General features: G+C 64.0%; 6 protein-coding genes. 3 read left to right on the top strand and 3 right to left on the bottom strand.

The genetic code is table 11. The features are described 5' to 3' along the window. The 3 genes from API01S_RS28485 to API01S_RS28475 all read left to right on the top strand — a co-directional run. On the top strand, window positions 1–4,916 hold a 4,916-nt coding region (locus API01S_RS28485), incomplete at its 5' end, for a beta strand repeat-containing protein (protein WP_156487208.1). A gap of 106 nt (window positions 4,917–5,022) precedes the next feature. Next, on the top strand, window positions 5,023–5,706 hold the full coding sequence (locus API01S_RS28480; RefSeq protein WP_050731072.1) for a transglutaminase-like cysteine peptidase: 684 nt from the start codon (window positions 5,023–5,025) through the stop codon (window positions 5,704–5,706). 17 nt (window positions 5,707–5,723) lie between these two features. Continuing rightward, complete coding sequence (locus API01S_RS28475; RefSeq protein ID WP_050731066.1) at window positions 5,724–7,670, top strand: bifunctional diguanylate cyclase/phosphodiesterase; 1,947 nt, start codon at window positions 5,724–5,726, stop codon at window positions 7,668–7,670. A 118-nt stretch (window positions 7,671–7,788) separates the two neighbouring features. On the opposite strand, the gene API01S_RS28470 is transcribed toward API01S_RS28475, so the two are convergent. From API01S_RS28470 to API01S_RS28460, 3 genes are read right to left on the bottom strand one after another with little or no spacing between them, the layout of a single operon-like run. After that, a complete protein-coding gene (locus API01S_RS28470; RefSeq protein WP_006218687.1) occupies window positions 7,789–8,616 on the bottom strand; it encodes a M48 family metallopeptidase in 828 nt (275 codons plus the stop codon). A 37-nt stretch (window positions 8,617–8,653) separates the two neighbouring features. After that, window positions 8,654–9,721 (bottom strand): chorismate synthase, encoded by a 1,068-nt coding sequence (gene aroC / locus API01S_RS28465; RefSeq protein WP_006218686.1) that lies wholly within the window; start codon window positions 9,719–9,721, stop codon window positions 8,654–8,656. A gap of 38 nt (window positions 9,722–9,759) precedes the next feature. Further along, entirely contained in the window at window positions 9,760–11,142 is a 1,383-nt protein-coding gene (locus API01S_RS28460; RefSeq protein ID WP_050731071.1) for a putative bifunctional diguanylate cyclase/phosphodiesterase, read from the bottom strand. Window positions 11,143–11,278: the final 136 nt, after the last annotated feature.

The raw sequence follows: 11,278 nt of genomic DNA, 5'->3' as shown, positions 1-11,278 counted from the left end.
ACACCCACACCTACTCCGTGATCGGCTCGGCCACCGGCACCTACGGCTCGTTTGCTGTGGACGCCAATGGCAAGTGGACCTACACGCTCGACAACGACGCCGCTCAAGCTTTGAAGAACGGCGACGTCAAGACCGAGACCTATACGGTCCAGGTCGCTGACGGCAACGGCGGCTTTGACACCAAGACCATTACCGTCACCATCAACGGTGCCGATGACGGCGCGGTTGTGACGCCGTCCAAGCCCGGCGACGATGCCGGCTCGGTCAAGGAAGACTCGATCTACACCACCGGCGGCAAGCTCGACGTAGTCGACCCCGATGCCGGCGAAGCGGCGTTCAACCCCGTCACGGGCAAGAACGGCGACCACGGCACCTTCTCCATCGATGCCAACGGCAACTGGACCTACTCGCTGAACAACAACGATCCCAAGGTGCAAGCCCTTGGCGTTGGCGAGTCCATGACCGAAAAGTTCACCGTCACGACGATCGACGGCACCCAAGCCCAGATCGTGGTCACGATCAACGGCACCAACGACGCCCCGACCATCTCGGGCACGTCCACCGGCGCTGTCACGGAAGACGCTGTGCAGAACAGCGTCTCGGGTCAGCTGTCCAAGGCCGACGTCGACACCAACGACACCCACACCTGGTCGGTCAACAACGACGGCAAGGGTACGTACGGCCAGTTCTTGGTCGATGCAACCGGCAAGTGGACCTACACGCTGGACAACACCAGCGCCAAGGTGCAAGCCCTGGCCGATGGTCAGAAGGTGACCGACACCATCACCGTGACCGTCAACGACGGCCATGGCGGCACCGCCACGCAGCAAGTCACGGTCACGATCACCGGCGCGAATGACGCCCCGACCATCTCGGGCACGGCCACCGGCGCTGTCACGGAAGACGCCGTGCAGAACAGCGTCTCGGGCCAACTGTCCAAGGCCGACGTCGACACCAACGACACCCACACCTGGTCCGTCAACAATGACGGCAAGGGTACCTACGGCCAATTCTCGGTCGATGCGACCGGCAAGTGGACCTACACGCTGGACAACACCAGCGCCAAGGTGCAAGCCCTGGCCGCAGGCCAGCACGTGACCGACACCATCACCGTGACCGTCAGCGACGGCCATGGCGGCACGGCCACGCAGCAAGTCACGGTCACGGTCACCGGCGCGAATGACGCCCCGATCATCGGTGGCGTGGCGACCGGCGCGGTCAAGGAAGACGGCACGCAAGTGGTCGGCGGCCAGTTGACCAAGACGGACGTCGACACCAACGACACGCATACCTGGTCCGTCAGCAACAATGGCAACGGCACGTACGGCACGCTGACGTTGGATAACACCGGCAAGTGGATCTACACGCTGGACAACGGCAACGCCAAAGTCCAGTCCCTGGCCGATGGCCAAGTCGTGACCGACACCCTCACCGTGACCGTCAACGACGGCAACGGGGGCACCGCGCAGCAGGTCATCACGATCACCGTCACCGGCACGAACGACGCGCCGACCATCGGCGGCGTGATCAGCGGCGCCGTGACCGAAGACGGCACGCAAGTGGTCAGCGGTCAGCTGACGAAGACGGACATCGACACGACCGACACCCACACCTGGACGCTGAACAACGCCGGCAAGGGCGCGTATGGCGACTTCGTGGTGGATGCGACCGGCAAGTGGACCTACACGCTGAATAACGCCAGCGCCAAGGTCCAGGCCCTGGCCGACGGCCAGAAGGTGACCGACACCATCACGGTGACGATCAACGACGGCCATGGCGGCACGGCCACGCAAGTGATCACCGTTACCGTCACGGGCTCCAATGACGCCCCGACGATTGCGGGCACGACCACCGGCGCGGTGAAGGAAGACGGCACGCTGACCGCCAACGGCCAGCTGACCAAGAGCGACATCGACACCAACGATACGCACACCTGGTCCGTCAGCAACAACGGCGTCGGCACGTATGGCACGTTCACGGTCGATTCCAGCGGCAAGTGGACCTACTCGCTGAACAACACCAGCGCCAACGTCCAGGGCCTGAAGGAAGGCCAGCAGGTGACCGATACCATCACCGTGACCGTCAACGACGGCCACGGCGGCACGGCGCAGTTGCCGGTGACTGTCACGATTACCGGCACCAACGACGCCCCGGTCATTACCGGCCAGAAGTCCGGCACGGTTACCGAGGACTACACCCTGTCCACAAGCGGCAAGCTGACCGTCGTGGACGCGGACGTGGGCCAGAGCGGTGTCTTGGCGCAGACCAACGTGGTCGGCAAGTACGGCACGTTCTCGATCGACGCCAACGGCAACTGGACCTACACGCTGAACAACAGCCTGGCCGTGGTGCAGAACCTGCCGGCTGGCGCAACGCTCTCCGAGTCGTTCAACGTGGTCACGGGCGACGGCACGACGGTTCAGCCGATCTCGGTGTCGATCGTCGGAACGAACGATGCGCCGGTCGCCGCCGACAATTCCGCGAATGTGGAAATCGGCAGCAGCCACGTCTTCACCATCGCTGAGTTCAACTTCAGCGATGGCGCGGAAGGCAATTCGCTGCAAAGCGTGATCATCTCGCGCCTGCCGACCGACGGCACTCTGACGCTCAACGGCAACCCCGTGACGGTGAACACCGCCGTCTCGGCAGCCGACATTGCAGCCGGCAAGCTGGTCTTCACGCCGTCGGCAAATGGCCTGGACACCTCGATTGGCTTCCAGGTGCGCGATAACGGCGGCACGGATCACGGTGGCCAGAACACGTCCGGCACGTACAACTTCGTGCTGAACACCGACAACATGGTGACCGGCGAAAACGTCGGCAGCGGTACGGGCAACACGCCGGTGCTGAACGGCGGTTCGGGCAACGACATCATCCTGGGCGACAAGGGCGGCACCGTCGTGACGGTGGAGCCGGGCAAGAACTACAACATCGCGCTGGTCGTGGATACGTCGGGCAGTATGGCGTACAAGCTGGACGGTTCGACGAACGGATCGGGCCAATCCCGCATCGCGCTGGTCAAGGACGCGTTGACGAATCTTGCCAACCAGTTGGTGGGCCACGACGGGATTGTCAACGTCACGCTGATCGGTTTTGCGACGACGGCGGGTACGCCGGTGACGCTGCAAAACCTGACGTCCGCGAACGTGCAGACGCTGCTGACCGCCATCACCAACCTGTCGGCCACGGGCGGCACGAACTATGAAGCGGCCTTCAACAGCGCCGTCTCGTGGTTCAACAGCCAGACCGCGGCAGGCAAGTCGGTGGCGGCCGGTTACGAGAACGTCACGTTCTTCCTGACCGACGGCGACCCGACCTACTACCTGAAGAACAACGGAAACGTTGGCGGCGATGGCAGCACCACCGATATGACCACGGTGCAGGAATCCGTGAATGCGTTCGCCCCCCTGTCCGGTGTCAGCACCGTGCATGGCATCGGCATCGGCAGCGGCGTGAACGAAGACTACCTGCGCCTGTTCGACAACACCGGCAGCACCGGTGGCGCCGTGACGACCTACGCCAGCTTTGGTAACGGTTCGTCCACGACGGTGGCCGACTTTGAGTCGAGCAGCGGATGGAGCGCCGCCAGCGGCTGGACCATCTCGGGCACCGGCAACGGCAGCTCGGCGGGCCGGGTGGACAACACCGGCTGGTTCAGCAACGATTACTGGCGCATGGTCGATACCGCTGGCGGCAGCAGCACCAACGCCATCACGCCGACGTTCACCAACTCGGGCTTCGCGAAGATGACCTTCGATGTGAGGACCGAGAGCTTCAACACCGGCGACGTGTTCTCGTGGTCGTTGCAAGTGCGCAAGGCGGACGGCACCTGGATTACGGTCGACAAGGGCAACGTCACCAGCGCCCTGGGCAGTTGGACCACGATCACGACCAACACGTATGCAGGCGGCACGTACCGCTTTGTGTTCGACGTGGCCGACAATACCGCCGGCAACTCCAACGCTGGGATCTGGATCGACAACATCACCCGCGTGAGCTTTGACGCCAGCAACGTCATTGCGGCGCCGGGCGGCGACGTGGACATCGTGCTCAAGGGTGAAGACCTGGCGGCTGCACTCCAAGGCGGCAGCTCCAGCACCGACCCGGCCGTGGTGGGTAACGACGTCATCAACGGCGGCGCCGGCAACGACATCATCTTTGGCGACACGATCAACACCGATCACCTTGCCTGGGGCAATGTTGCGGCCGGTTCGCACGATGGCCAGGGCCTGAAGGCGCTGCAAGACTTCCTGGCATACCAGAATGGCCATGCCGCGACCAGCGCCGAGGTCTATGACTACCTGAAGGCCAACCACGCGCAGTTCAACATTGCCGATGACCCGCGCGGCGGGAACGACACCATCCACGGCGGCACGGGCGATGACATCATCTACGGCCAGGGTGGCGACGACGCCCTGTACGGCGATGATGGCAACGACATCCTGTACGGTGGCGCCGGCAACGACCTGCTGCACGGTGGCGCGGGCAACGATACGCTGGATGGCGGCGCGGGTAATGACACGTTGATCGGCGGCAAGGGCGACGACACGCTGTATGGCGGTGCGGGTAGCGACACGTTCAAGTGGGAGTTGAATGACCAGGGCTCGGTTGGCGCCCCGGCGGTCGACACCATCAAGGACTTCTCGACGGCTACCGTTGCCAATGGCGGCGACGTCCTGGACCTGAAGGACCTGCTCATCGGCGAGAAGGACGGCACGCTGACGCAGTACCTGAATATCCACAAGGACGGCAACAACACGGTCATCGACATCAACACCAAGGGCCAGATCGGCCAAGGTGCTGACCAGAAGATCGTGCTTGAAAACGTGGACCTGACGGGCAATGGCACGATGAGCAACCAGGCCATCATCAATGACCTGCTGCAAAAGGGGAAGCTGAACGTCGACCACAGCTGAACCGTAGGCGCGTAGGGGACGGCGGGCGACCGCCGCCCTTACGCGCGTCGGCATATTTTTTTCAGGCGAGCCTTATACGCGCTGGAAAAATGTGAAAATCCGTTTCATGTCTTCGACTCACCGTTTCCGCGGCCTGCGGGGCCTATGCCGGTTGGTGTTGCTCTGCCTGGCTTGCGTCTGGGGCGGAAGTTTCGCCCTGGAGGTCAGTTCGGACCGGCTGCAAAGCCTGGCCGCAAGCCGCTATGGCGCCAAGGGCGCAAAGTCGGTGGGCAACTGGCTTCAATTGCTGCGCAATCCCGCGGCCCCCCAAGAGCGGGACAGGCTCACGGTTGCGAACGACTTCTGGAACCGCGCCCTGCTCTCTGGCGAAGACGCCACCATCTGGGGGCAAGCGGATTACTGGGCCACGCCATTGGAGTCGCTGGGCAAAGGCGCGGGCGATTGCGAAGACTACGTCATCGGCAAGTACTTCACGCTGCTGGCGATGGGCGTGCCCGCCAACAAGCTGCGTTTCATCTACGTCCGTGCGCGTGTGGGCGGACCGGCCAGCAGCAGCCAGGTAGCCCACATGGTGCTGGGCTATTACGAAACCCCCAATGCTGTCCCGCTGGTGCTGGACAGCCTGATCTCAACCATCTTGCCGGCAACGCAGCGACGCGACCTGACGCCGGTGTTCAGTTTCAACGCCGACGGCGTCTACGTGGACGGCAAACCCGCCGCGCCGGTTGACCGACTCAGCCGCTGGCGTGATTTACTTCAACGCATGGAACGGGAAGGCATCCGCCCCTGATGTCCGGAAACAAGACTATGTCCATACTTCGACAGTTACTCCTCAGCGTTACCCTTGCCATCGGCGTCATCCTGCTGGGCACGCTGGCGCTTAGCGTGAACTCGGCGCGGGAATACCTGTCCGGCCAGTTGCAGGTGCAAAGCACGGATGCAGCCGTGTCGCTGGCGCTGTCCTTGTCGCAACCGGCCAACAACGATCCGGTGTTGCAGGAACTGCTGGTGTCGGCGCTGTATGACGGCGGGCATTTCTCGTTGGTGCGCTTGGCGGATCCGGAAGGCAAAGTGCTGATCGAGCGCAGGTCCGACGCGACGCCCAAATCAGTGCCGGCCTGGTTTCAGAAGCTGGCGCCGCTGGATACGCAACCCGCCAGCCACGCTGTCAGCGATGGCTGGCGCCAGGTGGGCGAAGTGACGCTCATCGCCAACGACTCGTACGCCTGGGAAGCGCTGTGGCGCAGCAGCCTGAAGATGATCGCGCTGGTGGTGGGCGCGGGCGTGTTGTGGGCGGTGTTCGCGTTCGTGCTGGTGGGCTGGATCAAGAACCGCTTGCTGCGCGAAATCAGCGACCACGTTCGAAGCATCGGCCAAGATTCGCCGCCCGAGCAGGTCGAGGCGCGCGTGCCCGAGCTGTCGGGCGTGGTGCAGGCCTTGAACCAGACCCGCGAACGCGTCTATGCCAGCGTGGAAGAGCAGAACGCGAAGATCGAATCCCTGGAGCTGGAGCTGAATCAGGATCCTGTCACCCGCTTGCCGAACCGCAAATACTTCGTCAACGAATTCCGGCGCGCGCTGGAAACGTCGGGCGTGGCGGGCGGGCATGTGCTGGTGTTCCGCCAGCGCGACCTGGCCGACCTGAACCGCCACATGCCGCGCGAGTTCATCGACCAATGGCTGCGGGCCGCCTGCGAGCGCGTCCAGGGCGCCCTGAAAGCTCTCAACGTATCCGCGCCCTTGCTGGCGCGTCTGAATGGTTCGGACTTTGCGCTGCTGTTGCCGGCTTGCGCCGCGCCGCAAGCGATGATGGTTGCCGAACGCCTGCGCACCGACCTGCACGCAACGCGTATTCCGGTGGGTGAAGGCCACCTGTGCCGCTGGGCGCTGGCCATGACGGACTACGGCCAGGGCAGCCAGGCCGGCCCGGTGTTGGCGCGGCTGGACTACGGCCTGATGCGCGCGGAAAGCGCCAACAATGATCAGGTCGTGATCGCGGGCGCGACCGACATGCAGTCGCCATCGGAAGCGGGCGAACGGGCTTGGAAAGACGCGATCATGTCCGCGCTGGAAGACAAGCATTTCGAGCTGGCGACCGAGCATCTGCTGGCCGCCGACGGCGCCGTGGTGCGCACCGAGGCGATGCTGATGTTGCGGACCGCCCCCGATCAGGTCGCGATTCCCGCCACCTTGTTCATTCCTCCCGCGGTGCGCCTGGACCTGGTGGCGGCCTGCGATCTGGAATCCGTGCGGCTGGGCCTGGAATGGCTGGCCGCCAATGAAGGCGAGCTGGCCGTGCGCGTCGCCCTGCCTTCGTTGCGCGGGCAGAAGTTCGTCCGCCAATTGGCTCTGCTGCTGACCGAACGCCGTCCGCTGGCGCACCGCCTGTTCCTGGAGATCGATGCACACGGGCTGGTGGAGTGCCACGATCAGATCGCTACGATGGCCCGCGTTGCGTCGGAATTCGGCGCGCATATCGGCGTGCGCCGTCTTGCGCAGCAGTTCGGCGCCGTGGCGCAACTGCATACCCTGCCCTTGTCGTATGTGAAGCTGGGCGGCGGCTTTGTGGGCGGCATGTCGCAAAGCCCGGGCAGCCAGCAGCTGACGGCCTCGGTGCTGGAAACCGCCCGCGCGCTGAACATCGACGTCTACGCCGAAGATGTGCCCGACGCCGAGACCCGGTACATCCTGGCGGGGCTGGGCATCGAAGTCATGCGCGGTCCGGGCGTCAGGCGCGCGGCGCCCGCGGCGTAAGCCCGGCTTGCGCCAATGAAAAAGCCGCCTGGAAATCCAGGCGGCTTTTTTCTTCGACCATCCTGCGGGTGTCACCCCATGGCCTTGCAGACCTTCGCGCGATCGGAGAATGACGCGGCTATTTCTTCGCTTGCTGATACAAGGGCAGAACCTGCTGGGACGCGGCTTGCAGATCGGCGATGCGCGATTCGGCCGAAGGGTGCGTCGACAGGATTTCAGGCGGCGCGCTGCCACTGCTGGCCGAGCCCATTTTCTGCCACAGCGTCACAGCGGCGCGCGGGTCGAAACCAGCGCGGGCGGCAAGCTCGACGCCCATGCGGTCGGCCTCGGTTTCGTGAGTGCGGCTGTTGGGCAAGGAGAACATCACGTCGGTCAACTGGCCGCCCAGATCGGACGCGGCGCTGGAGCCGGTGGCCATGGACAGCACCGACAGGCCCAGGTTTGTCGCCATCTGCTGAGAGACACGCTCGCGCGCATGCTCGCGCAGCGCGTGCGCGATCTCGTGGCCCAGAACGGCGGCGAGCTCATCGTCGGTGGGTTTGATCTTGGAGATCAGCCCCGTATAGACGGCAATCTTGCCCCCGGGCATGCACCAGGCGTTGACTTCATCGCTGGACAGCACATGCACTTCCCATTTCCAGCCCGTCGCGTCGGGTCGGAATACGCCCGCCTGTGCGATCAGCCGTTGCGAAATGGCGCGCACGCGTGACAGCTGCTGCGCGTCGCGGTCCAGCAGCCCCTTGGCTTGGGCCTGCTTGAGGATGTCGGCGTATTGCTGGCTGGCTTCCTGCTCAAGCGCCTGCGACGGCACGAGGCTGGACATGTACTGCGTGCGGTTCACGCCGATGGCGCCAGACTGCGTGGTGTTCATGCCGGTACAACCGCCCAGCACGGTCAGGGCAAGCGCAGCGCCAGCGCCGCGCAACAGATGACGTTTACGATTCAAGACGGCCTCCTGGAGTCGTTGGCAAGAATGCCGGGGATCAGAGCGGATCGCCGCACTGTCCGCGATGACGCAGCGCGTGGTCGATCAGCACCAGTGCAAGCATGGCTTCAGCGATGGGCGTGGCGCGGATGCCGACGCACGGATCATGCCGGCCCAGGGTCTGCACCATGACCTCTTCATTCGCACGGTTGACCGAGCGGCGTTCAACGCGAATGCTGGAGGTGGGCTTGATGGCCAGCGACACGGTGATCGGCTGGCCGGTCGAAATGCCGCCCAAGACCCCACCAGCGTGGTTGGTCAGGAAACCATCGGGCGTGATCTCGTCGCCATGTTCGGAACCGCGCTGGGCGATGCAATCAAAGCCGGCGCCGATGGACACGCCCTTGACGGCGTTCAGGCCCATCATCACGTGCGCGATATCGGCATCGAGGCGGTCATAAATGGGTTCGCCCCAGCCGGCCGGGAGATTTTCCGCTACGACCTCGATGCGCGCGCCGACGGAATCGCCATCACGACGCAGCTGGTCCATATAGGCTTCGAGTTCCGGCACCACCTCGGCGTTGGGCGCGTAGAACGGATTGTTGGGTACTTCGTCCCAGGACACAAAGGGAATGGCGACGGGCCCCAGCTGGCTCATGTAGCCACGCACCTTCACGCCGTATTGTTCGGCCAGCCATTTCTTGGCAATGGCGCCCGCAGCCACCGTGGGCGCAGTCAGGCGGGCAGACGACCGGCCACCGCCGCGCGGATCGCGCACGCCGAACTTGCGCCAGTAGGCGTAGTCGGCATGGCCGGGCCGGAAGGTGTCGGCGATGTTGGAGTAGTCCTTGCTGCGCGCGTCCGTGTTGCGGATCAGCAGGCCGATAGGCGTACCGGTGGTGACGCCTTCATAGACGCCGGACAGGATTTCCACCTGATCGGCTTCCTGGCGCTGCGTGACGTGACGCGAGGTGCCCGGGCGGCGGCGATCCAGTTCCAGTTGGATATCGGCGGCGTCCAGGCTCAGTCCCGGAGGACAGCCATCCACGACGCAACCGATGGCCGGCCCGTGGGATTCGCCGAAATTCGTGACGGTAAAAAGGGTACCTAGGGTATTGCCGGGCATAGGGAGTCAACAGGTCGGGGGTTTGCGAGCAACCCCGATTATGACACCGCCGAGGCCAAAGCCTGGATTTCCGAGGCGGGCGCGGGGCGTCCCAACAGGAACCCCTGCATCACCCGGCAACCGAGCGACTTGAGGATTTCGCGCTGTCCTTCGGTTTCGACGCCTTCCGCAACGACCGGCAGGCGCATGGCCTGGCACAGCCCGAAAAGCGCGGACACGACTTCTCGGCTGCCCGCATCGGACTCCAGCGCCGAGATGAAGCTTCGGTCGATCTTCACCCAGTCGATGGGCAGATGACGCAGATGGTTCAGGCTGGAATAGCCGCAGCCAAAATCGTCCAGCGCAATGCCAATGCCCTGAGCGCGCAGCGTGTTCAGCATCTTCACATGCCGCTCGTAGTGCAGGATGAAGATCGATTCGGTGATTTCCAGCACCAGCTTGCGCGGCGACAGCTGCGTGGCGGCCAGCACGTCGGACACCAGTTGCACCAGCCCGTCTTCGTTCATCTGCTTGACGGACAGATTCACATGGACGCGCCATGCGGGAGGCCACAGCGCCGCCTGCGAGCAAGCGCGTTCCAGGATCCAGGCGCCCAGCGGAACGATCAGGCCGCTGCGCTCGGCCAGTTCGATGGTGACCGCGGGCGACACGCTGCCCAAGGTGGGGTGGTGCCAGCGCAACAAGGCTTCGCAGCCTTGCACCACGCCGGAACCGCTGTCGCAGACCGGCTGGTAGAACAGTTCGAATTGCTCCATGGCTGGCGTGGTCAGCGCCAGCCGCAGATCGTTTTCCAGGCCCTGTTGGTCGCGGTGGCGCGCCAGCAAGCGAAAGTCGAACAGGTTCCAGCCCGGACCGCCGCGCTCTTTCATCGGCACCATCGCCACCCGCACGCAGCGTTGCAGTTCTTCGACGCTGCGGCCATGTTCGGGGTACAACGCCGCGCCGACCCTGAACACGGCGATCAGGGAGCGACCTCCCAATGCATAGGGTTCGCTAAGGTCTGCAAGAAGTTTTGCCGACACCTGGGCAGCACCCTCCTCGTCCACCTCGGGTACGCAGATGGTGAACGAATCGGTGCCACTGCGGGCGACCATGCCGCCCAGCGTACGGGTGATAAGGCTGAGACGATCCGCAACCAGCACCAATAGCGCCTGGTCTTCGCCGGCGCGCAGCATGGCGCTGATCTCGGCGTACTGCTCGAAACTGACAAGGAAAAACGCGCCTCGGCGCGCGGGTCCCTCTTTTTGCGACAGCCACAGGCGGGCGCGACGATGCAACTCCTGCTGGCTCAACACCCCGGTCAACTCGTCGCGCGTAAGGCGGCGGCGGAGCGCACGCTCCCGGCGCACAAAAAACAAACATATCGCGGCCAATGCGCCCGCCAGCGTCAGGCACAGCGCGGCCAGGTAACTCTCACGCACGGAGCCCCCTATCTGGATACCCTTGGCGTTGCGGTCCAGGAAAGAACCCAAGGGCTGTAACATTTTTTAAATTATGCATTATTTTCGCAAAAAAACGCCACACTTCGAAGGCAACGCGCCTCTTTTCCTTGTAGTT

Origin of the sequence: Achromobacter piechaudii NBRC 102461, assembly GCF_001571245.1 — a bacterium.
Classification (GTDB): domain Bacteria; phylum Pseudomonadota; class Gammaproteobacteria; order Burkholderiales; family Burkholderiaceae_B; genus Achromobacter; species Achromobacter piechaudii.
The sequence above is the reverse complement of the archived record's forward strand: the minus strand, read 5'-3'. Positions and strand labels throughout refer to the sequence as shown.

What these genes read in the sequence shown, in the direction of transcription:
- API01S_RS28480 (WP_050731072.1), top strand. Translation starts at nt 5,023, where the DNA reads ATGTCTTCGACTCACCGTTTCCGCGGCCTGCGGGGCCTATGCCGGTTG.
- API01S_RS28475 (WP_050731066.1), top strand. Translation starts at nt 5,724, where the DNA reads ATGTCCATACTTCGACAGTTACTCCTCAGCGTTACCCTTGCCATCGGC.
- aroC (WP_006218686.1), bottom strand. Translation starts at nt 9,721, where the DNA reads ATGCCCGGCAATACCCTAGGTACCCTTTTTACCGTCACGAATTTCGGC.